The following is a 26,017-nucleotide window of genomic DNA, read 5'->3' as shown; positions in this document are numbered from 1 at the left end:
TCTCTCTTCATTTTTACAAAAGCTCGCTTGTTGGCGAGCTTTTTTGGTATAATGAGGACATGTTAGCGATAGAAGAAGTACAATTACTGAGCCTAGAGAATCTTCCGGCCCTCACGGTGATTACAGGAGAGGACTTGGGGCAATATGCGCAGGTCAAAGAAAAGTTGTTAGAGCTCCTTCACTATGAGGCGAGTGATCTCCGTTTTTCTTATTTTGATCTATCGGAGTCTGTTTTCGAAGAGGTTTTAAATGATTTAGAAAGCCTTCCATTTTTTGAGGAAGAAAAGATTATTCTAGTAGATCAGTTCTTAGACGTGACCACTCAAAAGAAAAATTTCTTAAAAGAAGATGAACTCAAGAAATTAGAGGCCTACCTTGAACATCCTAATGAAACCAATCGCGTGATTTTCTTTGCCCCTGGCAAGCTGGATGGAAAACGCAGGATTGTGAAATTGTTGAAAAGAGACGCGCGTGTCATTGAGGCTGCGAGTATTAAGGAAGCAGAACTTGCTTCCTACTTTTCAAAAGTGGTTCAAAATGTCGGTCTCCAGATGGAGCCTTCCGTTTTTCGGGCATTTTTAGAAAAGTCGAATATGGATTTTTCAGAATGTCATAAAAATATTCAGTTTTTACTGGCCTATAAGGCTTCAGGCTTCGTCACCTTGGAAGATATTCAGGAAGCACTTCCGAAAACCTTGCAAGACAATGTATTTGAGCTGAGTCAGTTGCTCTTGCAGGGGAAGATTGATAAGGCACGCCAGCTGGTCTCAGACCTTAGACTTCAAGGGCAAGAAGAAGTGCAGTTAGTGGCTATTTTGCTGAATCAATTTCGCATCATGTTGCAAGTGAAAATTCTCTCTCAAAGACAAGGAGGAGAAAGCCAGATTGTAGCGAGCTTATCTAGGATTCTCGGAAGGCAAGTCAATCCCTATCAGGTTCGCTTTGCTTTACGTGATTCTCGCCAGTATTCCATTTCCTTTTTTGAACAGGCTGTGAAAGAGTTGATTCAATGTGATTTTGAGATAAAATCTGGAAAAATGGAAAAAGAATACCTTTTTGATCTCCTATTATTAAGGCTACTTTCATTTACTTCATGAGCAAAAAGCTTGAAAAGGCTTGCAGGCTAGGGTAGAATGGAAGTAATCAAAAAGTTAGAGGAGGCCTATGATGGCAATTATTTTACCAGAACTACCATATGCATATGATGCACTTGAACCACACTTTGATGCTGAAACAATGACTTTGCACCATGACAAACACCATGCGACATACGTGGCCAATGTCAATGCAGCTCTTGAAAAACATCCAGAAATTGGAGAAGATTTGGTGGCTCTTTTGTCCGATGTGACAACGATTCCTGAAGATATTCGTCAAGCAGTGATTAACAATGGTGGTGGTCATTTGAACCATGCCCTTTTCTGGGAATTGTTAACAGCGGAATCCACTCAACCATCTGAAGAATTGCAAGCTGCGATTGATCGCGATTTTGGCTCATTTGATGCCTTTAAAGATGCCTTTTCTGCAGCTGCGACAACACGTTTTGGATCCGGTTGGGCTTGGCTTGTGGTCAATAAAGAAGGAAAATTAGAAGTTGTTTCGACGGCTAACCAGGATACTCCCCTTTCACAAGGATTGGCACCAATCTTGGCTTTAGATGTGTGGGAGCATGCCTACTATCTCAATTATCGGAACGTTCGACCAAATTATATCAAAGCTTTCTTTGAAATCATTAACTGGGACAAAGTCAATGAACTGTATCTAGCAGCAAAATAAGAATATTATGAGGCAGCTGCCTGTAAGGACTACAATAAATGGATGGTTCTTTTCAGGGGAGCTGTTTTTTTGTTATTCTCGGTGACCTAACGGTTGGCCTGGTCTTCTTCAGTAATTCTGATAAAGAGTTCTTCTTTGGGTATGAGAAGACGTTTCAGTCACTTGAGCAATTGGAACAAGCTATTGTAGACTACATTGATTACTACAACAATAAACGAATTAAGATCAAATTAAAAGGACTTAGTCCTGTGAAGTACAGAACTAAATCCTTTACTTAAATTATTTGTTTAACTTTTTGGGGTCAGTACGATGACAGTTCCTGCAAGGAGTGTTGCTGTTTTGGGTGATTTCAGATCATTTGACAAACATGGCATCTCCAAAGCTGAAAAATCGGTAGCGTTCAGACACAGCGTGCTCATAGGCGGATAAAACAAGCTCTCGCCCAGCAAAGGCGGATACCAACATCACTAAGGTGGATTTTGGCAGGTGGAAATTAGTCGAGAAGGCATCGACAATCTGAAAGTGATAACCTGGTTTGATAAAAATATTGGTCCAACCGGAATCAGCTCGTATTTCGCCGTTAAATCGGTTGCCGATGGTTTCGAGTGTTCGGATCGATGTAGTGCCGACAGCGACAATTCTTCCACCGTTTGCTTTGACCTCACGTAAGGTGCGAGCAGCATCTTCTGTTAATTGGTAGAATTCTGAGTGCATCTCATGCTCGTCCACATTTTCCACTGAAACGGGTCGAAAAGTCCCAAGTCCGACATGGAGAGTCAGGTATACGAGCCTGACTCCCTTTTGCTGGATTCTCTCTAATAATTCTGGGGTAAAATGAAGGCCAGCTGTTGGTGCAGCGGCAGATCCATTTTCTTTGGCATAAACCGTTTGGTAGCGATCCTTATCTTCAAGTTTTTCATGAATATAGGGAGGTAAAGGCATTTCTCCGAGACTTTCAAGTACTTCGAGAAAGATCCCATCATAGTTAAATCGAACAATCCGACCGCCATGTTCCAATTCTTCTAAGACGGTAGCGGTTAAACGGCCTTCTCCAAAGATAATCTGTGCTCCTTGTTTCAATCGTTTCGCGGGCTTCGCGAGAACTTCCCAGTCATCATTTTCTGTATTTTTCAACAGAAGAAGCTCAACATGACCATGTGTATTTAGCTTTTCGCCGTGGAGACGAGCTGGTAAAACCCTTGTGTCGTTCATCACCAAGGCATCACCTGGATGGAGCTGATCGATGATCTGGTCAAAGTGGGTATCGACGATGTCACCGGTCTTTCGGTCTAGGACAAGAAGTTTCGACTGGTCGCGCTGTTCGAGAGGTGTTTGGGCAATTAATTCCTCGGGCAAATAAAAGTCAAAGTCTGCTGTATTCATGAGATCCCCCTTAAGCCGTAATGATGATATAGAGGAAATAAATGAGAACAAGCACAGGGATGGCAAAAATAATCCCTGCAAGGACCAGGAGGATCCGACTTAAGACCTTGTAACTCCCTTGGATAAAGTAAGCAAGGATTGCTAGGCCAATAGCAATGATAAAGGCGATTAAAATCTGTGTAATAAATTCCATAAGCCCATTATACCATATTCTCTGAGGGCTGAGAAAGGAAATCGTCCCTTCTTATGGTATACTGACTGTATGCGTTTAGATAAACTTTTACGAGCCCAAGGCTATGGTAGCCGAAAAGATGTTAAAAAATTGATCCAAAGGAAACAGGTTGTAATAGATGGGATCGTCTGTCAAAAAGAAGGGCAGAATGTTGATCCGCAACTGCAGGAGATTCATGTTTCAGGGAAACGCATTCGAAATACGGAGACAGTGTATTATTTACTCAACAAGCCTCAGGGAGTCGTGGCAGCTTGTTCAGATCGAGAACATCCGACTGTTCTGGATTGTATCCGAAAAGAGGATTATCGTCCGGGTCTCTATCCGATTGGTCGCTTGGACCGAGATACAGAGGGCCTGACCTTGATAACCAACAATGGCCCTCTAGGTTATCGGATGCTTCACCCGGATTATCATGTGGAAAAAATGTATCTGGTTAAGGTGAATGGGATGCTAGAACCAGATGCTGTTGATTTTTTCAAAGCAGGAGTCCTTTTCTTAGATGGGGTAAGGTGTCAGCCGGCCAAACTCACGATTGTCCAGTCTGGAAAGGAAGAAAGTGTCGCTCGCTTGACCATTCGAGAAGGGAAGTTTCATCAAGTTAAAAAGATGTTTTTGGCCTATGGTTTAAAGGTCATCTATCTTAAGCGTGAAAGGTTTGGCCCTTTTCAGATTGGAAATCTTGAAGCAGGGGCTTATCGCACTCTGACGAAAGAGGAGGGCCAGGTGTTAAAGGAATTTTTAGATTAAAAACCTCTGATGGTTGTTCATCAGAGGTTTCTTTGTTTAGAGGTACTTTTGAGCGACAACGATATCTCCCGGATAGGACAGATCTTTCTTTCCGTTAACAATCTGATAGGCATCAGCCCCTTTTCCGGCGATGATTACGGCATCGCCTTTTTGCGTCGTCTCTGAGAGCGCCTGAGCGATAGCTTGTTCCCGATCGACAATGATCCGGTAGGGTCTCGTCATGTAAGAGGCGATTTCTTGGCAAATCTGGAGAGGGTCCTCTTTATTGGGATCATCAGCTGTTAAGATCACTTGGATCGCAGGATACTGGTTCAGCAGAAGGCCAAAATCTTTCCGCCGGCTTTCTCCTTTATTGCCAGGGGCTCCAATTAAGAGGGTGATACGTCCGGACTGGTGCTCGGTGACCACGCTTAAGAGCTTTTGCAAGCTATCTCCATTGTGGGCATAATCAACAAACACTTTTGCTTGGTTTTCTTGGGTGAGGACTTCCATACGACCAGGGACAGTGGTAGTAGCAATCCCAGAATGTATCGCAGGTAGGCTAGCACCTAAGCGCAGACAAGCTAAACCAGCTGCCAGGGCATTTTCTTGGTTAAAGCGGCCGATGAGTTGGATATCAAACTGTCCAGCTATCTTTCCGCTCGTGACAAAGTCAAAAGCGTGGGACTGCTCGATGCAGTTGCTAGATTGGCTACCGTAAAAATCATGGTCTTGAGTAGAAACCTCTTCAAAGACGGTCTGAAAGTAATCCATATCGCTATTGACAATCACAACACGACTGTTTTTCAGTAACTGTCGCTTGTGATAGAAATAATCCTCAAAACTAGGATGTTCGATAGGACCGATATGGTCGGGACTGATATTGAGAAAGACTCCGACATCAAAGGTTAGGCCATATACTCTCTTGACTAGATAGGCTTGGCTCGAAACTTCCATGATCAGATGTGTCATACCATTTTGCACGGCTTCAGCCATCATGGCAAAGAGATCTAAACTTTCTGGAGTTGTCAAGGTGGATTTGAAGAAATGTTCACCATCTAGTGTGGTATTCATTGTTGAGAGCATGGCTGGTCGGAACTCTTCTTTTAGGATATTGTAGGCAAAATAAGCAGCCGTCGTTTTTCCCTTGGTTCCTGTGAATGCTAAAAGTTTTAGCGAACGCTGTGGATTGCCATAGAAGTCCATAGCTATTAAACTCATCGCTTGTTTGATATCCTGTACGACAATGACTGGAATCGAAACGTGAAAATCAGTCTCTGAGATATAAAAGCGAAGGCCATCTTCGATAGCTTGCTCGAGGTAGGCCTTTTTGAATCCGGCACCTTTGGCAAAAAAAAGAGTATTCGCTTCTATCTTATGGCTGTCATAGGAGAGTTGATCAAAAATAAAGTCTTCCGAAAGGGAAGGAGTATCACTAGGGTTGATGAAGCTACAAAAATTCTGGTCAGATTGTAGGATCTCAACGATACGGTTCAATGTAATCATACCTCTATTGTAAACTTTATGGAATCGTTTTACAAGTTTCTAAGAAAAGTTTATAATGAAAGATACTGAAAGAATGAGGAATACTATGTCTGAAACAAAATCACACGCAGCTCATCAACAAGAGCAAATGCTTCGTTCGACGCTGTGGTCAACTATCGGAAATTTTGCGAGTCGCTTTTTAGGTCTGGTCTATGTCATCCCTTGGTATATGTGGCTAGGCAGTCAGGCAGCCCAGGCCAATGCCCTATTTACGATGGGTTACAATATTTATGGGTATTTTTTATTGATCTCGTCTGCAGGAATTCCTGTTGCGATTTCGAAGCAAATCGCCAAGTATAACTCTAGAGGAGAAGGGGATCTTGTCTATCCGATGATGCGAAAGACCCTGTCCTTTATGGCTGTTGTGGGGCTGATTTTGGCTGGGATCATGTATCTGGCAGCTCCCATGATTGCGTCTATTTCAGGTGGCGGTCAGGAGTTGATTCCGGTCATTCATAGTCTGTCTTGGGCCGTATTGATTTTCCCTGTTATGAGTGTCATACGGGGGTTGTTTCAAGGGTTTAATAACCTAAAACCCTTTGCAATGAGCCAGGTAGCAGAGCAGATTATCCGTGTCATTTGGATGCTTTTGTTTACCTTTATGATTATGAAACTAGGAACTGGAGATTATGTAGCAGCCATTACCCAGTCTACCTTTGCGGCCTTTGTTGGAATGCTTGCGAGTATGGCTGTGTTGGCCTATTACCTTTACAAGGAAGGGATGATCCAGAAGTTGCTAAAGGGAGGGGCGTCAGATCAATCGCTGGATACGACAGCCATGTTGCTTGAAACCTTGCGAGAAGCTGTACCCTTTATTATTACGGGTTCTGCCATTCAAACCTTTCAACTGATTGACCAAGCGACATTTGTCAACTCGATGTCTTGGTTTACCAAGTATACGTCTACGGAGTTACAGGTTCAATTTGCCTACTTCTCTGGAAATCCCAACAAGATTATCATGATCTTAGTGGCTGTTGCGACATCGATTGGAGGAGTTGGGATCCCTCTCTTGACAGAGAATTTTGTGAAGCGAGATCATCAGGCCTCCGCTCGTTTGATTGTCAACAACCTCACCATGTTGGCAGTTGTATTAGTTCCAGCTATTGTTGGCGGGATTGTAGTGGCTTCTCCTCTTTATACAGTCTTTTACGGTTTACCTGATGGATTGGCTGTGGGACTCTTTATCGTTTCCCTTTTGCAAACGATCTTTTTAGCCCTGTATACCGTTCTTTCACCGATGATTCAAGCACTTTTTGAAAATCGTCGGGCTGTCCGTTATTTCGGAGAAGGGGTGCTGATAAAGCTGGTTATTCAAGTTCCCTTTATCTTTTTGTTTCAAGCCTATGGCCCCTTACTTTCGACTATCGTTGGGCTCGCCTGGCCAATTTGGAAGATGCTGCAACGGATTCATCAGGTGACCCGTTTTAAAAAGCAAACCCTTATCAAACGAACGCTGTTTATCACGATTTTATCGCTTCTCATGATGCTTGTTTTAGGTATTTTGGAAGTCTTTTTCGCCCTGGTATTTCCAACTACCGGCCGCTTGTCTGCTATGATCCATCTGTTCTTTAGTGTTGTGATTGGTGGTGGAGTTTATGCTTACTTAGCCTTGTGGACGCGTTTGATTGATTTAGTGATTGGAAAAGAAAAGGCGGAAAGCTTCCGTCATAAGGTGAGAATTCGCTAACCGTCTTGGTCCGTTTTTTAAGAGAAAATGAGATATAGGAATAAAACCAAAACTAGTCTTCACCTAAGGCTAGTTTTTTCTCGAAAATGGTCTGATAAAAAATTTTAATGTTTGCCTTTAGATTTATATATCAGGAGAGAAGTTTGATTTAGAAGCTTTCATGGTAAAATAAAGGAAGAAACGAATGAAGAGGAAGTTGAAGCCGATTCATCAAGGGAGGAACAGTACATGACCGAATTTCAAAGAGACACTATTTTAGCACATGCAGGTATTCGCTCCGATGAGAAAACGGGTGCCTTAATCGCCCCAATCTACTTATCAACGACCTACCAACATCCAGAATTTGGTCAGTCAACTGGCTACGATTATACACGGACCAAGAATCCAACGCGAGCCTTGTTGGAGGAAACATTGGCAGCTATTGAAAAGGCTGACCATGCAGTTGTCACGAGTTCTGGTATGGCAGCCTTGGTTTTATTGTTTAACGGATTTCCGACAGGCAGTAAAATTGTTGCTGCTAGAGATCTTTATGGGGGATCTTATCGCTGGTTCCAGCAACAAGAAGAAGCCGGTCGTTTTGCCTTTACCTACTGTCAGACGGAAGTGGAGCTCCTGGAATCGATCTCAGAAGAGACCGATTATGTCTTTATAGAGACGCCGACCAATCCCTTGATGGTGGAGTTTGATATCGAAACATTAGCAAAGGCTACCCATGCAGTTGGGGCTAAGTTGATCGTGGACAATACCTTTTATAGTCCGATATATCAGAATCCGATTCCGCTTGGGGCAGATGTTGTCCTACATTCGGCGACGAAGTATCTCTCCGGACATAATGATGTTTTGGGCGGGGTTCTCATCACTTCCGATCAAGAGCTCTATGAAAAAATCTATTTTGATCAGTATACGACAGGGCCGACCTTGTCTCCCCTGGATAGTTATTTATTGATGAGGGGGCTAAAAACGCTCTCCTTACGGATGGAACGATCCACACAAAATGCTCTCAAGGTCGTTGACTATCTGCAATCTTCTCCCGCAGTAAAGGAAGTCCTCTATACAGGAAAGGGAGGTATGGTTTCTTTCAAAGTCGTAGATGAAGCGAAAATTCCGTCTATTTTGAACCGGTTGAGAGTCTTTACCTTTGCGGAAAGTTTGGGTGGGGTAGAGAGCTTAATCACCTACCCAGCGACGCAAACCCATATTGATGTACCGCGGGAACTACGTTATTCATATGGATTGACCGATGACTTGCTCCGTTTGTCCATCGGGATTGAGGACGCCCAAGATTTGATTCAAGATCTTCGTCAAGCACTAGAAGAGGACTAGGAGGATAGGTTATGAGTCGCTACAATTTTACGGAATACCCCAATCGCCTAGGGCAACACACCTATAAGTGGCAGGCGACAGAAGAAGATGGAGACGTCATCCCAGCTTGGATTGCTGATATGGATTTCGAAGTGCTTCCTGAAGTCCAAGAAGCAGTTCATGCCTATGCGAATCAGCTAGTCTATGGCTATACCTATGCCAGTCCAGAACTGATTGATAGCATTCGGCATTGGGAAAAAACAGAGCACGACTATGACTTTGCTTCAGAGGATGTCGTCTTCATAGAAGGGGTCGTACCGGCTATTTCAGTGGCCATCCAAGCGTTTACAAAAGAAGGCGATGCTGTTCTGATCAATACACCTGTTTACCCGCCTTTTGCACGCAGTGTCCGTCTCAACCAACGCAAACTAATTGAGAACTCGCTTGTTGAAAAAGATGGTCTCTTTCAGATCGATTTTCAACAATTAGAAAAGGATTTTCAAGAACAAAATGTCAAAATGTATGTTCTTTGTAATCCTCACAATCCTGGAGGACGCGTTTGGGAGAGAGAAACCCTGGAGAAGATTGGACGACTTTGTCAAGAATATGGTGTCCTCCTTGTTTCGGATGAAATTCATCAGGATCTGACCTTGTTTGGACATCGACATGTGAGCTTTAATACGGTTCAATCTGATTTTAAGGATTTCAGTTTGATATTGACTAGCGCGACAAAAACCTTTAATATCGCAGGGACTAAAAATTCTTTCGCAATCATTGAAAATCCCCGCCTGCGAAAAGCTTTTCAACGGAAACAACTAGCCAATAACCAGCATGAAATATCTGGACTGGGATTTTTAGCGACAGAAGCTGCTTATCGATATGGGAAGCCCTGGTTGACAGAGTTAAAGGGAATTCTGGAGCAAAATATTGAGTATGTGGTGACCGAGCTTGAAAAGAAAACCAAGATTAAAGTTATGAAACCCCAAGGGACTTATCTGATTTGGCTAGATTTTTCGGCTTATGAGCTATCCGATGAAGCCTTACAAGATAAACTTCGCCATGAAGCGAAAGTCATTTTGAATGCAGGACTGGATTTTGGTCGCGAAGGCCGGCATCATGCACGCTTAAATACCGCAGCTCCCTTCACTTTGATACAGGAGATTTGTCATCGATTGACCACATCTTTTGGAAAATAAATGCCAGAGAAAGGCATTTCCCCCATTTTGGAGCTTGATTTAAAAAATCATCTAGAGTCTCTTGACATCCTCAGGATACAGGAGTATGATAAAGACAGAAATCGGTAGGTGAGGCTACCATAAGGATACGGATGACTACCGCAAAGCAGTGGAGACACTACTCGTTGGTCAACAGTCCTGATCGCTAAGGTCAAGACTAAGCTCATTTCATCGCCTTATGGAGTTAAAGCTTGAACGGACAGTCATTAGAAGCTCGTGTTTAAGTAGAAGTAGTCTATCCGAAACCCTTGGATAGACTATTTTTAATGCCCAGCCAGTTTCTAAGGCAGGAAAAGCCACACACGACCACTATTTCGAAAGGAGAACGATGATGCAGATCGATGATCACCCCGAACCGGATACACTCAGTCTATCATTGATTTGTATCGACGGATCGAACCAGTGATGGACTCCAAATAAAAATGGAGGAAAAAATGAATCAAGTCAATGAACGCTTTAAAGCGGCTATTCAAAACACCATCAATGACACTCTGTCTGTCTACCACACCAGTCTTTCTGGGCTGACAGAGGAACAGATTGAAAAAAACCGCGCACTGTATGGCGAAAATCGCATCAGTAAGGGAAAGGAAGAGTCGATTATTCGAAAGATTTATGAATCGATCATCAATCCTTTTACGGTGATTCTGCTCGTCATCGCTTTTGTCTCTCTTGTTACCAATGTCTGGTTAGCAAAACCAGGAGAAGAAGACCCGACAACATCGATTATTATTGTTGTCTTAGTATTGATTTCTGGAGGGATTCGCTTTGTGCAGGAGCTAAGAAGCGACCGTGCGGCCAGTAATCTGTCCCAGTTGATTGTAAATACTGCCACCGTTATACGAAACAATACTGAACTCGAAGTTCCCATTGATCAGTTGGTTGTAGGAGATCTGATCAAACTGAGTGCCGGAGATATGATTCCGGCAGATATTCTCTTACTGGAATCGCGGGACTTCTTTGTCCAGCAATCTGGTCTAACAGGAGAAAGCGAGCCTGTCGAAAAAATCTGTCTCGATAAATCCAAGCAAGAAGAAACGGACAGCTTCTTGGAAAATGAATGTCTAGCCTTTATGGGAAGCAATGTCCTTTCCGGAATGGGGACTGCTTTGGTCTTAGCAGTGGGAGACGATACCATGATGGGGGCTATCGAAAAGACCATTCGTAATTTTGATGAGCCAACCTCTTTTGAACGAGAAATGAATAGCATCTCCTGGCTGTTGATCCGTCTCATGTTGGTGATGGTGCCTATTGTCTTTTTAATCAATGGATTGACCGATGGAGACTGGCTAGAGGCAGGTGTATTTGCCCTTAGTGTCGGTGTTGGCTTAACACCTGAGATGTTACCAATGATCATCACTGCAAGTCTGGCCAAAGGTTCCATTATTATGGCGAGGGAAAAGGTCGTCATCAAAAAGTTAAATGCGATTCAGGATTTAGGAGCCATTGATGTCCTGTGTACGGATAAGACAGGAACCCTAACCCAAGATGAAATTGTCTTAGAGTACCCCTTGGACATTCACGGAGAACTCGATTTAACCGTTCTTCGCCGGGCCTATCTCAATTCTTATTTTCAAACAGGATTGAAAAACCTAATGGACCGGGCGATTATCCATCGGACGGAGAAAGAAGCAGAAAAACATGAAATTGTTCGCCATCTGAACAAGGACTTTCGAAAAATTGATGAATTGCCGTTTGATTTCGAGCGACGTCGGATGAGCGTCATTGTCAAACACCAGGATGATGTCGTGAGCATGGTCACTAAGGGAGCCTTAGAAGAGATGTTGGCCATCTCTAGCTATGTGGATTACCAAGGGGAAATTAGCCCCTTGACAGATCAGGTCCGATCCGACATCTTAGCTGAAGTAGCTTATTTAAATGAACAAGGACTCCGAGTTTTAGGGGTTAGTTACAAGTCCCATTTGGATGAAACACATGCCTTTAGTGTAGCAGATGAAAGTGAGATGATTTTGACGGGATATCTAGCTTTTTTAGATCCTCCGAAACCATCTGCAGCTCCAGCCATTAAGGCTTTATCCGAATATGGTGTCGCTACAAAGATTTTGACAGGAGACAACGAGAAAGTCACTCAAGCTGTCTGTGAAAAGGTTGGCTTGGATGCAAGTCAGATCTTATTAGGCTCTGAGATCGATGAGATGGATGAGCAAGAGCTTGCTCAGGCAGTGGAGACCGTCACGATTTTTGCCAAACTTTCACCAACTCAAAAAGCTCAGATTATTTTGCAGTTGAAAAAGAATGGGCATAAAGTAGGCTACATGGGTGATGGGATCAACGATGCCCCTTCTATGAAGGTAGCAGATGTTGGGATTTCTGTCGATACAGCCGTGGACATTGCCAAAGAAACAGCGGATGTCATCTTGCTAGACAAGGATCTCATGGTCTTGGAAAAAGGTTTGGTCGAGGGGCGTAAAGTCTATGCCAATATGACCAAATATATCAAAATGACGGTCAGTTCCAACTTCGGGAATATCTTTTCTCTCTTGTTTGCCAGTGTTTTTTTGCCATTTCTACCGATGGCGCCCGTTCATCTGATCGTATTGAATTTGATTTATGACCTTTCTTGTATTGCTCTTCCGTTTGATAATGTAGACGAAGAATTTCTCAAGAAACCTCGGATTTGGGAGGCACAGTCCATTACCAAATTTATGGTTTGGATCGGTCCGATTTCTTCTATCTTTGATGTTATGACCTATCTGTTCTTGTATTTTCTGATTGTACCGATGGTTGTGGGACACGACTATGTTCATGGATCTGCAGGTGCAGCGGAGTTTATACTCCTCTTTCAAACAGGATGGTTTATTGAATCCATGTGGTCTCAAACCATGGTCATCTACATGCTTCGCTCACCGAAGATTCCTTTCTTACAAAGTCGACCAGCATTTTCTGTGCTCGTCACGACCTTGGCAGCAGCTTTCTTTGTCACCCTGCTTCCTTATACACCGTTAGCGTCCGTCCTTAAACTGGGCCAGCTCAACGGACTTTATTTCCTCTTATTGGTAGCCATTATCTTGCTTTACATGTTAAGTGTAACGTTTGTGAAACGCTTGTATATTCAACGTTACAAGGAATGGTTATAAGAGGAAAGATGAGAAAAATCTGATTTTTAGTTTGCGAATTAGAAATTCTTATAGATGGCGTTTTTCTAAAAATCTGCTATAATAGGAACAGCAAAAAATCCGAGAAAGGAATAGAAAATGGGAAAAGCAGAAGTCATCAATCACCCACTAATCCAACATAAACTCTCTATTTTACGACGCACTGAGACCTCTACCAAGGTCTTTCGAGAGCTGGTAGATGAGATTGCGATGCTGATGGGCTATGAAGTTCTTCGGGACCTTCCTCTTGAAGATGTGGAAATCCAAACCCCAATTACAAGGACAGTCCAAAAGCAACTGGCAGGGAAGAAACTAGCGATTGTCCCTATCCTTCGTGCAGGGATTGGAATGGTAGATGGATTGGTTAGTCTGGTTCCTGCAGCAAAAGTGGGTCATATCGGGATGTACCGCGATGAAGAAACGCTTCAACCAGTTGAGTATCTGGTTAAGTTACCAGACGATATTAGTCAACGCCGCATCATTGTGGTAGACCCAATGTTGGCAACGGGAGGATCTGCTATCTTAGCAGTGAATTCTCTTAAATTACGTGGGGCTCATCAGATTAAGTTTGTTTGCTTGGTCGCAGCTCCAGAAGGAGTCAAGGCTCTTCAGGAAGCACATCCAGATGTAGACATTTTTATGGCTGCTCTCGATGATCATCTAAATGAACATGGCTATATCGTTCCTGGTCTAGGAGATGCTGGAGACCGGCTTTTCGGGACCAAATAAGAGAATCATACAATTTGAAAAACGGCTCTTCATTTCTTTTGGGGTGAAGGCTGTTTTTTTGATTTCCAAAAGTAGGCGAGAAGAGCGAAAACCATACTTTTTATTTGACCATATTTGACCAAAAAAGGTATAATGACTGTAATACATCAATGGATATAAAGGAGAATACGACATGATTCCAGTAGTAATTGAACAAACTAGTAGAGGCGAACGTTCCTACGATATTTATTCTCGTCTCTTAAAAGACCGAATCATCATGGTCACTGGACCAGTTGAGGATCAAATGGCCAACTCGATTATCGCGCAATTGCTCTTTTTAGATGCCCAAGATCATACAAAAGACATCTATATGTATGTCAATACACCAGGAGGCTCTGTATCAGCTGGTCTTGCAATTGTAGACACGATGAATTTCATCAAATCGGACGTTCAAACGATCGTCATGGGGATGGCTGCTTCAATGGGAACCATTATCGCTTCTAGCGGTGCAAAAGGGAAACGCTTTATGTTGCCTAATGCAGAATACATGATCCACCAACCAATGGGAGGTACAGGGGGAGGTACCCAACAGACAGATATGGCGATTGCCGCAGAACATTTGCTTAAGACACGTCATAATTTGGAAAAAATCCTTTCAGAAAACTCTGGCCAACCGATTGAGAAAGTTCATGCGGATGCCGAACGAGACAATTGGATGAGTGCACAGGAAACTCTAGAATACGGATTTATTGATCAAATTATGGAAAATGACCAATTAAAGAAATAAGGATATTGAATGGAGAGTGGGACAGAAATCGGTCATTCCTTAAAATTCGATTTGGTCGTCCCAGCTGCGCACAGTTGAGTAGGGCTGTAAATGCTGATGAAATCAGCCTAGTAGAGCCCACTCAACCACTGCGTCTTGCTCGACCATCCAAAAACAATGGAGAGGCTAGGACTTTTGTCCCAGCCTCCTTTTTGCAAAGCTGGTGAGAGATGCTTCCCCTATTTTAGCAAGAGACCAGTATGAATCCTCCTCTACATTTTTAATTGAATTTTTGATATAATAAGAAGGTGAAGGAGTCGTTTTATGTGGGAAAAAATCAACCGAAATGGTCTCATCGTTTATTTACATTACAATCGAGACGTACGAAAATTAACCAAGTATGGGGATATCTTGTATCATTCGAAAAAAATGCGCTATGTCCTTCTTTACCTCAAGCAAGAGGAGTTAGAAGATACCCAAGCCCTTTTAGAAACGGAAAAGTTTGTGAAAAAAGTGCTTCCTTCCTATCAAAAGGAGATTGACAAGGATTTTGTGGGCAATTTATTACGTTAGAAAAGGCTTTCAACTAGATGAAAGCCTTTTTATAGTGTGCTTTCATTGACAATTATCTGACAATTCTGTATATTAGTACTTAAGACTTTTTTAAGAATATAAAGGAGTAAGATGTATGTTTAAAAAAATCGCACTAGGAGGACTTGTAGCACTCTCTGCAATCACCCTAGTAGCATGTGGGAAGTCACCTGATGTGACGGCCAATGCAAAAGGAAACGAATCCTCCAAAGACACCATCAAAATTGGTGTCAATATGGAACTCTCAGGGGCTGTAGCAGCCTATGGAAAAGCGGAGTTAAATGGGATTGAGCTAGCCGTGGATGAAATCAACGCTGCTGGTGGTGTGGATGGTCGTAAGATCGAATTGATCACCAAGGACAACAAATCAGAGACGGCTGAAGCCTCGACAACGGCGACAAACTTAGCTGTGCTCAACCATGTGGACGCCATCATCGGGCCAGCGACATCTGGTGCGACAGCAGCTTCTAGCTTGGTTTCACAAAAGACGGGAGTTCTCCTCTTGTCACCTTCCGGAACGCAAGATAATCTGACCATCAACACAGATGGTACGACCAAGAAGTATGTCTTTCGGACGACCTTCAAGGATAGCTACCAAGGACAAGTCTTGGCCCAATATGTAACGGACAATATGAAGGCAAAAAAAGTCGTCCTTTACTATGATAATTCCTCTGACTATGCTCAAGGGATTGCAGCGGAGTTCAAACGCCAATATAAGGGAGATATCGTAGCAGAATCCACCTTTATCGCTGGTGATAAAGACTATAAAGCTGCCTTGACCCGCTTTAAGGACTTGGACTATGATGCAATCGTGATGCCAGGCTACTATACTGAAACAGGGATTATCACCAAGCAGGCACGGGAAATGGGGATTACCCAACCGATTTTAGGTCCAGATGGCTTTAGTGATGCTACCTTTGTCCAGTTGGCTGGGACGAAAAATGCAACAGATGTCTATTATGTTTCAGGATATTCCACTAAGGTCAATCTGAGTAACAAGGCGACAGCTTTCATTGCCAATTTCAAGAAACGCTACAAGGAAGAGCCAAATATGTTTGCTGCTCTAGCGTATGACTCAGTCTATATGGTTGCAGAAGCTGCAAAAGGAAGTAAGAACTCGACTGAAATTGCAGATAATTTAGCGAAATTGAAAGATTTCGAGGGAGTAACTGGAACGATGACCATTGACGATCAGCACAATCCAATCAAACCGGCCCTTATCGTTAAAATGGAAAACGGAGCTGAAGCTTCCGCGACACCTGTTGAAGTCACTCAAAAATAGGAGAGTTTGGTCAGAGAACAATGTCTTTGTTTCAAACAAATTTAAAAAAGTAGAAAGTTTGGTATTTTATGTCAAGTCAAATCTTACATCAGCTTGTAAATGCCATTGTAACGGGGAGTATCTTTGCCTTGCTGGCCCTAGGATATACCATGGTATATGGAATCATCAAGTTGATCAACTTCGCACATGGTGATATTTTCATGCTGGGGGCGTTTATTGGCTATTATCTCTTTAGCCATATGAACCTTGCACCTTATCTCACCTTTATTCCTTCAGAGGAATGGCGTTTTTACATCACTCTGGTTGTCGTGATTGTGATCACTATGGTAATCACGGCGATGATTGGGATGATCATCGAGTTTTTAGCCTACCGTCCAATTCGAGGGGCCTCGCGGATCTCAGCTCTGATAACCGCTATCGGGGTATCTTTCTTCTTGGAATACGGAATGGTCTTTCTTGTCGGAGCACAACCACGCTCCTATCCTGAAAGTGCCCTTGTCATCAAACCGCTTCAGATTGGTTCATGGACCTTTGATTTCATTACCAATGCAGAATTTATCATATTTATCGTTGCGATTGCTCTGATGTTCATTCTTCAGTTTGTCGTGAAGCGTACAAAGATGGGGAAAGCCATGCGTGCAGTGTCAGTCGATAGTGATGCGGCGCAGTTGATGGGGATCAATGTGAATTCTACGATTAGCTTTACCTTTGCCTTAGGGTCTGCTCTGGCAGGAGCTGCTGGGGTATTGATTCCCTTGTCGCAACCATCGATTGAACCCTTGATGGGGATGGTTCCAGGGATTAAAGCCTTTGTGGCTGCAGTTCTTGGAGGAATCGGGATTATCCCAGGTGCGGCCCTTGGTGGTTTCTTGATCGGGGGCGTAGAAACAGTGACAGTTGCTCTTGGATTCTCCAACTTCCGAGATGCGATTGTTTACATCGTCTTGATCTTAATCTTGTTGGTTCGTCCGGCTGGAATTCTCGGAAAAAATGTGAAAGAGAAGGTATAGGAGATGAAAAAAAATCTAAAGGTAAATGCAACCTGGCTTATTCTCATCCTTGCCATGTTTGCTCTTTTGAAAATAGCTGAAGTAACAGGCCTGATGAATATGTATTATGTTCAAATCTTGATGGGGATTGGAGTTTCCATCTTAATGGGCTTGGGAACAAATTTGGTTCTTGGTTTTACAGGACAATTCACCTTGGGACAGGCTGGTTTTATGGCTATCGGAGCTTATGCCTCTGCTATCCTGACAAGACAAACCCCAACTTATGATGCTTTTTACTTATCTATGCTAGTGGGAGTCCTCATCGCAGCCTTGGTGGCTATTGTTTTTGGTCTACCAACCCTCCGTTTGAAAGGGGATTATCTAGCTATCGCAACTCTTGGAATGGCTGAGATTATTCGAAAAGTAATTGAAAATGGTGGGGATTTGACCAACGGTCCGGCTGGAATTACCAACATTCTTCCATATACAGATTGGCAAGTCGTTTTTTGGATTGTCGTGATTGTGACGATTTTAGTTCTGAATTTTCTTCGTTCTTCCATCGGGCGCCAAGCGATTACCATTCGGGAGGATGAAATCGCAGCAGAAGCAATGGGTGTCAATGTCACGAAGATGAAAGTCATTATCTTTGTGATCGGGGCGATGATTTCTGCGATTGCGGGCTCGATCTATGCAAGTTATATTGGAGTTGTGGTACCAAGCAACTTCCGAATTATGAATTCGATTGATTATCTGATTATTGCAGTTTTGGGTGGTTTGGGATCCATCACCGGAACCATTATTGCAGCTTTTGTTTTGGGGATTCTCAATATGTACCTACAAAACTTTGCAGAACTTCGGATGATTATCTATTCATTGGCATTGGTTCTTGTCATGCTCTTCCGTCCAGAAGGTTTGTTAGGAACAAAAGAGTTGGTCCTTTCCAAATTCTTTTCGAAGAAAAAGGAGGCAGGTAAATAATGGCACTTCTTGAAGTAAAAAAATTAACGAAACATTTTGGGGGCTTAACAGCCGTCAGTGATGTGTCCATGGAACTGAATGAAGGGGAATTGGTTGGCTTAATCGGTCCGAATGGGGCTGGGAAAACGACCTTGTTCAACCTCTTGACGGGTGTTTATGTCCCTTCAGAAGGAACAGTGACCTTAGATGGAGCGGTTTTAAACGGAAAATCACCTTATAAAATTGCTTCTCTTGGCTTGTCTCGAACCTTTCAAAATATCCGTTTATTCAAAGATATGACTGTATTAGAAAATGTCTTGATTGGGATGGCCAACCACCATTCGTCACACGTATTGTCTTCTTTGTTCCGACTTCCTACATACTATAAGAGTGAAGAAAAGCTAAGAGAAAAAGCTTTGGAATTGTTGTCTATTTTTCATTTGGATGGAGAAGCGGAGACACTAGCAAAAAACTTGGCCTACGGTCAGCAACGACATTTGGAAATTGTTCGTGCTTTGGCGACGGAGCCCAAAATTCTCTTTTTGGATGAGCCAGCGGCAGGGATGAATCCTCAAGAGACGGCTGAATTGACGCAGTTAATTCGTCGAATCAAGGATGAATTTGGAATTACCATTATCTTGATTGAACATGATATGAACTTAGTCATGGATGTAACTGAGCGGATCTATGTATTAGAATATGGTCGCTTGATTGCCCATGGTACTCCGGAAGAAATTCGCAAAGACAAGCGCGTGATTGAAGCATACTTAGGAGGTGAAGCCTAATGTCTCTGTTAAAAGTTGAAAATCTATCCATTCGCTATGGTGCGATTGAAGCTGTAAAGGATATTTCCTTTGAAGTGAATGAAGGCGAGGTTGTCACCTTGATTGGGGCAAATGGTGCTGGAAAAACTTCCACGCTTCGTGCTATTTCAGGTCTAGAGAAGGTATCGAGTGGACGGATTCTTTATGACGGGCAGGAGATTCAAAAGGTTCCAGCCCGCAAGATTGTGGCGTCAGGTTTATCTCAGGTTCCAGAAGGACGACATGTCTTTCCAGGTATGACCGTTCTTGAAAACTTAGAGATGGGAGCCTTCCTGCAAACAGATAAGGACAAGAACTTACTGAATCTCAAAAAGGTCTTTGCTCGTTTTCCACGTTTGGAAGAGCGGAAAAACCAGGATGCTGCCACGCTATCCGGGGGAGAACAACAAATGTTAGCGATGGGACGTGCCTTGATGAGCCAACCGAAGTTACTCCTTTTGGATGAGCCTTCTATGGGGCTAGCTCCTATCTTTATCCAGGAAATCTTTGATATTATTCAAGACATTCAAAAACAAGGAACGACCGTTCTCTTAATCGAGCAAAATGCCAATAAAGCACTTGCGATTGCAGATCGGGGATATGTGTTGGAAACTGGGAAGATCGTCTTATCTGGTACAGGTAAGGAATTGCTGGCTTCTGAGGAAGTCCGGAAGGCTTACCTAGGTGGCTAGGATAAAAGATCTACAATCAGTTTGCTAGAGGATAAAAATCCAGGAAACGGTTTCAAAATATGGTATACTAGTACTAGAAACTGGTTGATGAAAGGAAGGAGACTTCATGGCGGTAAAAGATTTTATGATTCGCAAGGTGATCTATATTTCGCCTGAAACGACTGTCGCAGCCGCAGCGGATTTGATGCGTGAAAAAGGCATTCACCGATTACCAGTAATGGAAAATGATCGATTAGTGGGCTTGGTGACGGAAGGAACCATCGCAGAAGCGAGCCCTTCAAAAGCGACGAGTCTATCTATTTATGAAATGAATTATCTACTCAACAAAACCAAGATTAAAGATGTGATGATTCGGGATGTGATTACCATTTCTCGTTTTGACAGTTTAGAGGATGCAGCACATATCATGATCACCCATAAAATTGGTATTTTACCAGTCGTGGATGGGGATCAGTTGTTTGGGATTATTACCGATAGAGATGTGATGCGGGCTTTTCTAAAGGTTTCTTCCTATGGAGAATCTGGTTTACGTCTTCGTTTTCATGTGAAAGACGAAGTTGGGATTTTAGCGACGATTGTGAGCCTCATCGCAGAAGCTGGCTATAATATTATCACGACGGTTCAAGTGCCAAAGGATGATGGGACGGAAATTATTGAAATCCAGCTAGCACAAGGTGCAGATGCAGAGAAACTTCAAGTTCTCTTCCGGAATGCTGGTATTGAGCTAAGTGATATCCAGGAAACACAGGCTCGTTCATAGCCGGATTTAGATGCTTATAATGAGCATTATCAAACGAAACATCATAAAAGAGAGTGGGACAGAAATCGGTCATTCCTTAGCATTCGATTTGGTCGTCCCCCCTCCGCACAGTTGAGTAGGGCTGTAAAAGCGGATGAACTCAGCCTAGTAGAGCCCACTCAACCACTGCGTCTTGCTCGACAATTCAAAAACAACAAAGAGGCTAGGACTTTTGTCCCAGCCTCTTTGTCATATAAGGGCTATCCTGAAATGAATCGATTCTTGAGATAGGTGTGTGATACCTAATGTTTTTGCAGGGGAAGATTATTTTCATCTAAGGTAAAGCCTTGTCCTAACACTTCAGAAGCATCCGTAATGGTAATAAAGGCAGTCGGATCAATCTGATGGATTAATGCCTTTGTTTCCGCGAGTTGCTGACGATCGATCACTGTATACACGATATTTAAGTCTGTTCGGCTATAAAAGCCTTGTCCCTTGATGAAGGTAATCCCCCGTTCGATATCTCGGTCAATAGCAGTCGCCAACTCCTCTGATTTTGTGGTCATGATCATGATCCCCTTGCTACCATACCCAGCATCCCCTACTAGGTCGATCATTCTAGAGGCAATGAAGACAAAAACCATCGTATACAGCACGAGTCGAAGGTCTTTGGCGACTAAAATTGTTACCAAGAGCACACAGATATCGATGGCAAGCATGGCTCTTCCAATCGTAACCTGGGGGAAGTATTTGTGGATGATACGGGCCACGATGTCTCCTCCCCCAGTGGTCCCTCCGAGTCGGAAAATCAAACCTAAGCCCAATCCCATAATTAAGCCAGCGAGAATGACGATCAGGAACAAGTCGCCCTCTAGGTTGATATCGAATTTAATTTTTTCAAAAATGGCCAGCCAGATAGACATGGAAAAGGTTCCAATTAGGCTGTATAAAAGAGTTTGCTTCCCTAATAAATGCCAACCGGCTAAGAAAATAGGGATATTGAGAATGGCGTTCATAAGAGACGGTTGGATACCAAATAGATAAAAGATAATCAAATTGATACCGGTCAATCCGCCTTCATACAAATGAGCTGGAATCAGTAAATAAGTAAGGCCAAATGAAAATAAACCAGCCCCTAGGATAATGAAGAATGTATCTTTAATTTTTGTCATGAAGGTCCTCTTTTTCTTTCCATTTTTCATTTTAGCAAAAAGGCCAAATGCCTGCAACAGGGTGTCAGGTGAATTTTGCTTAAAAATTTGATAAAATAGAGAAAAAAGAATGAGAAGAGGACTCGAATGAAAAGGGGATTAATGATTAGCTTAGAAGGTCCAGATGGATCTGGAAAAACCAGTGTCTTGCGGGAGCTTTCTACTCTATTAAATGCAGATGGCATCGATGTAGAGAGCACACGTGAGCCTGGTGGCGTTGTGATTGCGGAAGAGATCCGACAGTTAATCCTCAACCCTCAACATACGAGTATGGATGTGAAGACGGAGCTTTTGCTTTATATCGCGGCAAGAAGACAACATTTGGTGGAAAAAATCTTACCAGCTTTGGCAGCTAAGAAGCTCCTTTTGGTGGACCGTTTTATTGACTCTTCTGTCGCTTACCAAGGATTTGGTCGAGGCTTAGCGATTGAGGATATTCAATGGCTGAATCACTATGCAACGGACGGTTTAAAACCGGATTTAACCTTATATTTAGATATTACAGCAGAAGAAGGGCTGGCGCGTATTGCTCAAAATCGGTCTGATGATATCGATCGCTTGGATATGGAGACGTTGGATCTTCATCAGCGTGTACGAGAAGGCTATCTTTCTCTTTTGGAACAAGAACCAGATCGACTGGTCAAGATTGATGCCAGTCAACCTTTGGACAAGGTAGTCCAAGATACTGTAGAGGTTGTAAGGAGGAAACTTTCCCAATTATGATCAGCTACGAAAAACTCAAGAGTGGGCAAAAGGACATTTTTGAACGGTTTGATCGTGTCTTGGCACAGAGAAACTTAGCCCATGCTTATCTTTTTTCAGGGGGCTTTTTGGCTTATGATATGGTACTTTATCTAAGTCAGTCTCTTTTTTGCCAAGAGTCAAAGGACCACCGACCATGTGGACACTGCCGTACTTGTCGCTTGATTGCCCAAGAAGAGTTTTCAGATGTGACAGTTTTGTCGCCTCAGGGGAATATGATTAAGACAGAAACTGTCCGTGAATTGGTCCGCAAGTTTTCCCAGTCGGGCTTTGAGTCCGGTCAGCAAGTCTTTATCATTCGGGATGCTGAAAAAATGCATGCAAACGCCGCCAACTCCCTCCTAAAAGTAATGGAAGAACCACAAAGTGCGATTCATCTTTTCTTGTTGACCGAGCAGGAAGACCTCATCTTGCCTACAGTACGCAGTCGGACTCAGATTGTCTCTTTTCCTAAGAATTTGCCTGTGATGGAACGCTTCTTGGAAGAGGGAGGCCTCTTAAAAAATCAGGCACAGGTGCTGGCCCAGCTTGCGAGTGATTGGACAGAATGCGAAGTGCTGTTAGCGGATAAACGCTTACTAGATGGTTTAGGGCAAGTCCAACAGTTTGTCAGTCGGCTTCTCTCAAACCCGCAACAAGCCTACCTATTGGTTCCTGGTCTTGCCTCAGGAGCCGCGGATAAAAGTGAACAGGGGCGACTTATAGATATGTTAAGTTTGACATTAGCCCAACAGTTGCAAGAAAAAAAAGCCCAAGCTTATTTGAAACACGTCAGTATCCTACGCCAGATGTGGCAGAGAAATGTTAGTCTACAAAATGCTTTGGAATATATGATTTTACAGGTAAAGTAACCCAATGAAGGAAGAAAAATGGATAAAAAGGAAATTTTTGATTCACTAGATAGACTTTCCCAGAGTTTAATGATGATCCTCCCTGAGGTTGAAGAGATCAAAAAACATATGCAGGGAGTAATTGAAGAAAATACGGCCCTACGCTTAGAGAATGCTAAGTTAAGGGAACGCCTGATTTTGGAAGAAACTGCAAGGACAGGCGATTCATCGAAAGATAGTTTGACACAGTTAACCAATATTTATGATGATGGTTTTCATGTTTGCAACCAATTTTATGGACAGCGGAGAGATAATGATGAACCCTGTATGTTCTGCTTAGAATTATTGGATCGAGAATAAAATGAAAGTACAAAAATCCTTTAAGGGCCAGTCTTCTTTCGGAACACTCTATTTGGTCCCTACCCCGATTGGGAATCTCGAGGACATGACTTTTCGAGCTATTGATACCTTGAAATCGGTCCAATTGATCGCAGCAGAGGATACTCGAACAACGGGGATCTTACTCAAGCACTTCGGGATTGAAACACGACAAGTTTCTTTTCATGAGCACAATGCGAAAGAAAAACTTCCCTTCTTAATCGAACGATTGAAATCAGGATCCTGTGTTGCCCAAGTTTCGGATGCCGGCCTGCCCTCTATTTCGGATCCTGGTCATGATTTGGTGAGCTTGGCCGTAGAGGAGGATATTCCGGTAGTGGCTTTACCTGGCCCTTCAGCGGGAATTACCGCCTTGATCGCGTCCGGTCTGGCTCCGCAGCCTCATATCTTTTATGGTTTTTTGCCTCGAAAAGCAGGAAAGCAGAAAGAGTTTTTTGAAGAAAAGAAGTATTATCCAGAAACACAGATTTTCTATGAATCTCCTCACCGCATGGTGGATACTTTACGAAATATGCTCGCAGTCTATGGGAACCGATCCGTTGTCATTGTGAGAGAGCTCACCAAGCTTTATGAAGAGTATCAGCGCGGGAAGATAGAAGAACTCTTGTCTTATCTAAGAGACCATCCACTCAAGGGAGAATGTCTTCTCATCGTCGAGGGTGCTGAAGAAGGGCAACCTCTTATAGGAGAGACAAAAGGAGACCCAATCGGAGAGGTACGTGATTTGATTGCCCAAGGAAAGAAACCAAATCAGGCCATCAAAGAAGTGGCGAAGCGCCATCAGCTAGTCCGGCAAGAACTTTACCAAGAATACCATCAGAAAGAAGGAAATACTGACAATGGAGATTAGATTAGCGCATCCCAATGAAGTGGAGCAGATTATAGGTATTATTGAGGATGCAAAAAAGATGCTAGCGGAAGATGGAATCGATCAATGGCAAGACGGCTACCCGGATGAAGATACTATTTTTGAAGATATCTTAGAAAATCGTGCCTTTGTTGGTCTCATCGATGGAGAGATCGTGGCTTATGCAGCCTTGTATAAGGGGAATGAGGCGAGTTACAATGACATCTATGAAGGCAAATGGATGCACAATCACTATATGTATATCACCTTTCACCGCGTCGCGGTCTCCCGCCAGTATACTGGCCAAGGGATTGCCCAGACTTTCTTGCAAGGCTTGATTGAAGGGGAGAAGGGCCCAGATTTTCGATGTGATACGCATCCGGATAACCACAAGATGCAGCATTTGCTTGAAAAGTTAGGATTTACATACTGTGGGAAGGTTCCACTAAGTGGTGTTCGATTGGCCTATCAAAAAATCAAACGGAGTGGTGAGAAGAGCTTATTTCAAGAAATCAGTGAAGAGGATCGTTGGATGTTGGGAGCGACAGACTAAAGATGGAAACGATTCGCTATTGTAAGCAGATTTATCCGTCCCCTTTAGGAGATATTTCCATCGTAACGAGTCAAAAAACCTTGCATGGACTTTGGTTTTGGGACCAACGTCATAAGGAGGCAAAGGTTGATGAGCTACAGATGGTTCGAACGCCTCTACATGAGCAGGTTTTTCACTGGTTAGACGCCTATTTTTCTGGAAATTTCCTGACACTAGACATTGAACTAGCTCATTCAGGGACTCCTTTTCAAGAAGCAGTATGGGCACAATTGAGAGAGATTCCACTTGGCAAGACAAAGACCTATAAAGAAATAGGGAATCAGCTGGGCTGTTCCTCCTCACAAGCTATCGGGAATGCGGTTTCTCGCAATCCTTTTAGTATCCTTGTCCCCTGCCACCGAGTGATCGGGACAAATGGAAGTCTAAAGGGATATGCGGGTGGTCTAGCGAGAAAAAACTGGTTATTACAACATGAAGGTTACTTTGAAAAGGAGAAGATATGTATACCCTCTACCAATATCCAAACTGTACAACCTGTAAAAAGGCCTTGAGAGAATTAGAAAACCTGGGTTGGTCGGTCAAGATTGTCAATATTAAAGACACACCACCGACTAGAGATGAAATACAAGAGTGGTTAAGTAGTGACCATCTACCAATCAAACAACTTTTTAATACTTCTGGTCAAGTATATAGAGAATTAGGACTAAAAGACAAGCTCCAGCAAATGTCTCAAGAAGAAGCTGTACAGCTCTTAGCGAGTAACGGGATGCTGATCAAGCGGCCACTGCTTGTGAAAGATCATCACTTGCTGCAAGTGGGCTATCGAACCCCTTATCAAGCATTAGAAGAAAACAAGAAAAGGTGAAAAGTGAACTGCACCCCAAAAGTTAGA

At 43.1% G+C, this 26,017-nt stretch carries 28 protein-coding genes and 1 riboswitch; of the genes, 24 read left to right on the top strand and 4 right to left on the bottom strand.

Going from position 1 to position 26,017, the window contains the following annotated elements:
- The first annotated feature begins 59 nt into the window (after positions 1–59).
- The 3 genes from holA (at position 60) to STRDD13_RS08825 (ending at position 2,051) form a co-directional block, all read left to right on the top strand.
- Positions 60–1,097, top strand: a complete 1,038-nt coding sequence (holA, locus tag STRDD13_RS03345) for a DNA polymerase III subunit delta (RefSeq protein WP_067101858.1) — start codon at positions 60–62, stop codon at positions 1,095–1,097.
- Between the two features lie 70 nt (positions 1,098–1,167).
- Positions 1,168–1,773, top strand: coding sequence for a superoxide dismutase SodA (gene sodA, locus STRDD13_RS03340; RefSeq protein WP_067101855.1), 606 nt, complete (start codon positions 1,168–1,170; stop codon positions 1,771–1,773).
- A 38-nt stretch (positions 1,774–1,811) separates the two neighbouring features.
- Positions 1,812–2,051 carry an integrase core domain-containing protein gene (locus tag STRDD13_RS08825; RefSeq protein WP_269450094.1) on the top strand — a complete coding sequence of 80 codons (240 nt, stop codon included), beginning with the start codon at positions 1,812–1,814 and terminating at the stop codon, positions 2,049–2,051.
- A 76-nt stretch (positions 2,052–2,127) separates the two neighbouring features.
- Here STRDD13_RS08825 and queA read toward each other — a convergent pair whose 3' ends face one another.
- Together queA and STRDD13_RS03325 are read right to left on the bottom strand one after the other, a co-directional pair.
- Positions 2,128–3,156, bottom strand: coding sequence for a tRNA preQ1(34) S-adenosylmethionine ribosyltransferase-isomerase QueA (queA, locus tag STRDD13_RS03330; RefSeq protein ID WP_067101852.1), 1,029 nt, complete (start codon positions 3,154–3,156; stop codon positions 2,128–2,130).
- Between the two features lie 10 nt (positions 3,157–3,166).
- Positions 3,167–3,349 carry a hypothetical protein gene (locus STRDD13_RS03325; protein WP_067101849.1) on the bottom strand — a complete coding sequence of 61 codons (183 nt, stop codon included), beginning with the start codon at positions 3,347–3,349 and terminating at the stop codon, positions 3,167–3,169.
- 69 nt (positions 3,350–3,418) lie between these two features.
- Here STRDD13_RS03325 and STRDD13_RS03320 point away from each other — a divergent pair, with 69 nt between their 5' ends.
- Positions 3,419–4,135: a pseudouridine synthase gene (locus tag STRDD13_RS03320; protein WP_067101846.1), complete on the top strand. Its 717-nt coding sequence runs from the start codon at positions 3,419–3,421 to the stop codon at positions 4,133–4,135.
- Between the two features lie 36 nt (positions 4,136–4,171).
- On the opposite strand, the gene STRDD13_RS03315 is transcribed toward STRDD13_RS03320, so the two are convergent.
- Positions 4,172–5,620, bottom strand: coding sequence for a UDP-N-acetylmuramoyl-L-alanyl-D-glutamate--L-lysine ligase (locus STRDD13_RS03315; protein WP_067101843.1), 1,449 nt, complete (start codon positions 5,618–5,620; stop codon positions 4,172–4,174).
- An 85-nt stretch (positions 5,621–5,705) separates the two neighbouring features.
- Between STRDD13_RS03315 and STRDD13_RS03310 the strand changes: the two genes are divergently transcribed.
- The 13 genes from STRDD13_RS03310 to STRDD13_RS03250 all read left to right on the top strand — a co-directional run bounded on the left by STRDD13_RS03310 (position 5,706) and on the right by STRDD13_RS03250 (position 20,544).
- On the top strand, positions 5,706–7,346 hold the full coding sequence (locus tag STRDD13_RS03310) for a putative polysaccharide biosynthesis protein (RefSeq protein ID WP_067101841.1): 1,641 nt from the start codon (positions 5,706–5,708) through the stop codon (positions 7,344–7,346).
- Between the two features lie 228 nt (positions 7,347–7,574).
- Positions 7,575–8,669, top strand: coding sequence for a cystathionine gamma-synthase (locus tag STRDD13_RS03305; RefSeq protein ID WP_067101838.1), 1,095 nt, complete (start codon positions 7,575–7,577; stop codon positions 8,667–8,669).
- 11 nt (positions 8,670–8,680) lie between these two features.
- Positions 8,681–9,844, top strand: coding sequence for a MalY/PatB family protein (locus STRDD13_RS03300; RefSeq protein ID WP_067101836.1), 1,164 nt, complete (start codon positions 8,681–8,683; stop codon positions 9,842–9,844).
- A 93-nt stretch (positions 9,845–9,937) separates the two neighbouring features.
- Positions 9,938–10,091: riboswitch (M-box (ykoK) riboswitch) on the top strand.
- 214 nt (positions 10,092–10,305) lie between these two features.
- Complete coding sequence (mgtA, locus tag STRDD13_RS03295) at positions 10,306–12,978, top strand: magnesium-translocating P-type ATPase (RefSeq protein ID WP_082781165.1); 2,673 nt, start codon at positions 10,306–10,308, stop codon at positions 12,976–12,978.
- Positions 12,979–13,095: 117 nt separating this feature from the next.
- Positions 13,096–13,725, top strand: a complete 630-nt coding sequence (gene upp, locus STRDD13_RS03290) for a uracil phosphoribosyltransferase (protein ID WP_067101832.1) — start codon at positions 13,096–13,098, stop codon at positions 13,723–13,725.
- Positions 13,726–13,897: 172 nt separating this feature from the next.
- Positions 13,898–14,491 (top strand): ATP-dependent Clp protease proteolytic subunit, encoded by a 594-nt coding sequence (locus STRDD13_RS03285; protein WP_067101829.1) that lies wholly within the window; start codon positions 13,898–13,900, stop codon positions 14,489–14,491.
- A 303-nt stretch (positions 14,492–14,794) separates the two neighbouring features.
- Positions 14,795–15,043, top strand: a complete 249-nt coding sequence (locus STRDD13_RS03280) for a DUF2129 domain-containing protein (protein WP_067101826.1) — start codon at positions 14,795–14,797, stop codon at positions 15,041–15,043.
- 115 nt (positions 15,044–15,158) lie between these two features.
- Positions 15,159–16,343 carry an ABC transporter substrate-binding protein gene (locus tag STRDD13_RS03275; protein WP_067101823.1) on the top strand — a complete coding sequence of 395 codons (1,185 nt, stop codon included), beginning with the start codon at positions 15,159–15,161 and terminating at the stop codon, positions 16,341–16,343.
- Positions 16,344–16,423: 80 nt separating this feature from the next.
- Positions 16,424–17,353: a branched-chain amino acid ABC transporter permease gene (locus STRDD13_RS03270; RefSeq protein WP_067103174.1), complete on the top strand. Its 930-nt coding sequence runs from the start codon at positions 16,424–16,426 to the stop codon at positions 17,351–17,353.
- A gap of 3 nt (positions 17,354–17,356) precedes the next feature.
- A complete protein-coding gene (locus STRDD13_RS03265) occupies positions 17,357–18,310 on the top strand; it encodes a branched-chain amino acid ABC transporter permease (RefSeq protein WP_067101821.1) in 954 nt (317 codons plus the stop codon).
- The gene (locus tag STRDD13_RS03260; protein WP_067101818.1) at positions 18,310–19,074 is read left to right on the top strand and encodes an ABC transporter ATP-binding protein; all 765 of its coding nucleotides are present in this window, start codon (positions 18,310–18,312) and stop codon (positions 19,072–19,074) included. The genes STRDD13_RS03265 and STRDD13_RS03260 overlap by 1 nt, the downstream gene beginning before the upstream one ends.
- Positions 19,074–19,784 (top strand): ABC transporter ATP-binding protein, encoded by a 711-nt coding sequence (locus STRDD13_RS03255; RefSeq protein ID WP_067101816.1) that lies wholly within the window; start codon positions 19,074–19,076, stop codon positions 19,782–19,784. The genes STRDD13_RS03260 and STRDD13_RS03255 overlap by 1 nt, the downstream gene beginning before the upstream one ends.
- Before the next feature lie 106 nt (positions 19,785–19,890).
- A complete protein-coding gene (locus tag STRDD13_RS03250) occupies positions 19,891–20,544 on the top strand; it encodes a CBS domain-containing protein (RefSeq protein ID WP_067101813.1) in 654 nt (217 codons plus the stop codon).
- A gap of 281 nt (positions 20,545–20,825) precedes the next feature.
- On the opposite strand, the gene STRDD13_RS03245 is transcribed toward STRDD13_RS03250, so the two are convergent.
- Entirely contained in the window at positions 20,826–21,695 is an 870-nt protein-coding gene (locus STRDD13_RS03245; RefSeq protein ID WP_067101811.1) for a YitT family protein, read from the bottom strand.
- Positions 21,696–21,821: 126 nt separating this feature from the next.
- Here STRDD13_RS03245 and tmk point away from each other — a divergent pair, with 126 nt between their 5' ends.
- From tmk to STRDD13_RS03210, 7 genes are read left to right on the top strand one after another with little or no spacing between them, the layout of a single operon-like run.
- A complete protein-coding gene (gene tmk / locus STRDD13_RS03240; RefSeq protein ID WP_067101808.1) occupies positions 21,822–22,457 on the top strand; it encodes a dTMP kinase in 636 nt (211 codons plus the stop codon).
- Positions 22,454–23,347, top strand: a complete 894-nt coding sequence (locus tag STRDD13_RS03235; RefSeq protein WP_067101804.1) for a DNA polymerase III subunit delta' — start codon at positions 22,454–22,456, stop codon at positions 23,345–23,347. Before tmk ends, STRDD13_RS03235 begins: the two co-directional genes overlap by 4 nt.
- An 18-nt stretch (positions 23,348–23,365) precedes the next feature.
- Positions 23,366–23,686, top strand: coding sequence for a DNA replication initiation control protein YabA (gene yabA / locus STRDD13_RS03230; protein WP_067101801.1), 321 nt, complete (start codon positions 23,366–23,368; stop codon positions 23,684–23,686).
- Position 23,687: 1 nt separating this feature from the next.
- Complete coding sequence (rsmI, locus tag STRDD13_RS03225; RefSeq protein WP_067101798.1) at positions 23,688–24,575, top strand: 16S rRNA (cytidine(1402)-2'-O)-methyltransferase; 888 nt, start codon at positions 23,688–23,690, stop codon at positions 24,573–24,575.
- Entirely contained in the window at positions 24,565–25,125 is a 561-nt protein-coding gene (locus tag STRDD13_RS03220) for a GNAT family N-acetyltransferase (protein ID WP_067101795.1), read from the top strand. Before rsmI ends, STRDD13_RS03220 begins: the two co-directional genes overlap by 11 nt.
- Before the next feature lie 2 nt (positions 25,126–25,127).
- Entirely contained in the window at positions 25,128–25,676 is a 549-nt protein-coding gene (locus STRDD13_RS03215; RefSeq protein WP_067101792.1) for a methylated-DNA--[protein]-cysteine S-methyltransferase, read from the top strand.
- Positions 25,625–25,990 (top strand): arsenate reductase family protein, encoded by a 366-nt coding sequence (locus STRDD13_RS03210; protein ID WP_067101789.1) that lies wholly within the window; start codon positions 25,625–25,627, stop codon positions 25,988–25,990. The genes STRDD13_RS03215 and STRDD13_RS03210 overlap by 52 nt, the downstream gene beginning before the upstream one ends.
- Positions 25,991–26,017 lie beyond the last annotated feature (27 nt).

It is taken from the genome of Streptococcus sp. DD13, assembly GCF_001578875.1.
GTDB lineage: Bacteria > Bacillota > Bacilli > Lactobacillales > Streptococcaceae > Streptococcus.
The sequence above is the reverse complement of the archived record's forward strand: the minus strand, read 5'-3'. Positions and strand labels throughout refer to the sequence as shown.

What these genes read in the sequence shown, in the direction of transcription:
- holA (WP_067101858.1), top strand. Translation starts at nt 60, where the DNA reads ATGTTAGCGATAGAAGAAGTACAATTACTGAGCCTAGAGAATCTTCCG.
- sodA (WP_067101855.1), top strand. Translation starts at nt 1,168, where the DNA reads ATGGCAATTATTTTACCAGAACTACCATATGCATATGATGCACTTGAA.
- STRDD13_RS08825 (WP_269450094.1), top strand. Translation starts at nt 1,812, where the DNA reads ATGGATGGTTCTTTTCAGGGGAGCTGTTTTTTTGTTATTCTCGGTGAC.
- queA (WP_067101852.1), bottom strand. Translation starts at nt 3,156, where the DNA reads ATGAATACAGCAGACTTTGACTTTTATTTGCCCGAGGAATTAATTGCC.
- STRDD13_RS03325 (WP_067101849.1), bottom strand. Translation starts at nt 3,349, where the DNA reads ATGGAATTTATTACACAGATTTTAATCGCCTTTATCATTGCTATTGGC.
- STRDD13_RS03320 (WP_067101846.1), top strand. Translation starts at nt 3,419, where the DNA reads ATGCGTTTAGATAAACTTTTACGAGCCCAAGGCTATGGTAGCCGAAAA.
- STRDD13_RS03315 (WP_067101843.1), bottom strand. Translation starts at nt 5,620, where the DNA reads ATGATTACATTGAACCGTATCGTTGAGATCCTACAATCTGACCAGAAT.
- STRDD13_RS03310 (WP_067101841.1), top strand. Translation starts at nt 5,706, where the DNA reads ATGTCTGAAACAAAATCACACGCAGCTCATCAACAAGAGCAAATGCTT.
- STRDD13_RS03305 (WP_067101838.1), top strand. Translation starts at nt 7,575, where the DNA reads ATGACCGAATTTCAAAGAGACACTATTTTAGCACATGCAGGTATTCGC.
- STRDD13_RS03300 (WP_067101836.1), top strand. Translation starts at nt 8,681, where the DNA reads ATGAGTCGCTACAATTTTACGGAATACCCCAATCGCCTAGGGCAACAC.
- mgtA (WP_082781165.1), top strand. Translation starts at nt 10,306, where the DNA reads ATGGAGGAAAAAATGAATCAAGTCAATGAACGCTTTAAAGCGGCTATT.
- upp (WP_067101832.1), top strand. Translation starts at nt 13,096, where the DNA reads ATGGGAAAAGCAGAAGTCATCAATCACCCACTAATCCAACATAAACTC.
- STRDD13_RS03285 (WP_067101829.1), top strand. Translation starts at nt 13,898, where the DNA reads ATGATTCCAGTAGTAATTGAACAAACTAGTAGAGGCGAACGTTCCTAC.
- STRDD13_RS03280 (WP_067101826.1), top strand. Translation starts at nt 14,795, where the DNA reads ATGTGGGAAAAAATCAACCGAAATGGTCTCATCGTTTATTTACATTAC.
- STRDD13_RS03275 (WP_067101823.1), top strand. Translation starts at nt 15,159, where the DNA reads ATGTTTAAAAAAATCGCACTAGGAGGACTTGTAGCACTCTCTGCAATC.
- STRDD13_RS03265 (WP_067101821.1), top strand. Translation starts at nt 17,357, where the DNA reads ATGAAAAAAAATCTAAAGGTAAATGCAACCTGGCTTATTCTCATCCTT.
- STRDD13_RS03260 (WP_067101818.1), top strand. Translation starts at nt 18,310, where the DNA reads ATGGCACTTCTTGAAGTAAAAAAATTAACGAAACATTTTGGGGGCTTA.
- STRDD13_RS03255 (WP_067101816.1), top strand. Translation starts at nt 19,074, where the DNA reads ATGTCTCTGTTAAAAGTTGAAAATCTATCCATTCGCTATGGTGCGATT.
- STRDD13_RS03250 (WP_067101813.1), top strand. Translation starts at nt 19,891, where the DNA reads ATGGCGGTAAAAGATTTTATGATTCGCAAGGTGATCTATATTTCGCCT.
- STRDD13_RS03245 (WP_067101811.1), bottom strand. Translation starts at nt 21,695, where the DNA reads ATGACAAAAATTAAAGATACATTCTTCATTATCCTAGGGGCTGGTTTA.
- tmk (WP_067101808.1), top strand. Translation starts at nt 21,822, where the DNA reads ATGAAAAGGGGATTAATGATTAGCTTAGAAGGTCCAGATGGATCTGGA.
- STRDD13_RS03235 (WP_067101804.1), top strand. Translation starts at nt 22,454, where the DNA reads ATGATCAGCTACGAAAAACTCAAGAGTGGGCAAAAGGACATTTTTGAA.
- yabA (WP_067101801.1), top strand. Translation starts at nt 23,366, where the DNA reads ATGGATAAAAAGGAAATTTTTGATTCACTAGATAGACTTTCCCAGAGT.
- rsmI (WP_067101798.1), top strand. Translation starts at nt 23,688, where the DNA reads ATGAAAGTACAAAAATCCTTTAAGGGCCAGTCTTCTTTCGGAACACTC.
- STRDD13_RS03220 (WP_067101795.1), top strand. Translation starts at nt 24,565, where the DNA reads ATGGAGATTAGATTAGCGCATCCCAATGAAGTGGAGCAGATTATAGGT.
- STRDD13_RS03215 (WP_067101792.1), top strand. Translation starts at nt 25,128, where the DNA reads ATGGAAACGATTCGCTATTGTAAGCAGATTTATCCGTCCCCTTTAGGA.
- STRDD13_RS03210 (WP_067101789.1), top strand. Translation starts at nt 25,625, where the DNA reads ATGTATACCCTCTACCAATATCCAAACTGTACAACCTGTAAAAAGGCC.